Raw genomic sequence first — 619 nt, 5'->3', positions numbered from 1 at the left:
CAGATGGAACAGTCACTCACCCAAACCGCTATGCAGAGCGATCCCGATTTCGTCTCCCGGATGGCCAAACGCTGGGTTGACGCCATCGACCAGGACGGATCCGAACCCAGCGAGGAAGAACTCCGCCACCGCCAAGGAGCGTTCATCCGCAAACCCCGCCGCGGCCTGCACCACCTGGAAATCTTCGCCACCGCGGAACAGTTTGAAACCCTCTCCACCGTCATGAACACCGCCACCAACCCGCGCCTGCGCCACGACACCGACGAAGCACAGGATGCGGATCCAACCGGCAACACCGGCGGCAACACCGGCAGCCCCGCAGGGCTAGCCCAGCACGACGGCGTGACTCACCCGCCGCTGGACCGCCGCTCGCGTCCGCAGAAGCTGCTCGACGGGCTCGTCGGCGCCTGCGCAGCGGCCCTGTCCACCGGCGAGCTGCCGGCCAACGGCGGTCTCCGGCCCCAGGTAATGGTGACCATCGACTACCGCGATCTCCTGGACCGTCTCGAACACCAAACCCCCGCTGCCGCAAGCCCCCGCCCGAGCAGCGGCGTGTCCACGTTCCACGGTCCGATCCACCCCTCGGTCATCCGCAAGATCGCCTGCGACGCGGACATCA

General features: G+C 67.2%; 1 protein-coding gene. It reads left to right on the top strand.

Features of this window, described 5'->3' with window-relative positions; all coding sequences use genetic code 11:
• On the top strand, window positions 1–619 hold a 619-nt coding region (locus NFJ07_RS25600), incomplete at both ends, for a DUF222 domain-containing protein (RefSeq protein WP_269998913.1).

It is taken from the genome of Arthrobacter sp. B2a2-09, from assembly GCF_027587375.1.
Lineage (GTDB): Bacteria > Actinomycetota > Actinomycetes > Actinomycetales > Micrococcaceae > Arthrobacter.
This window is presented reverse-complemented; position numbering and strand designations above follow the sequence as displayed.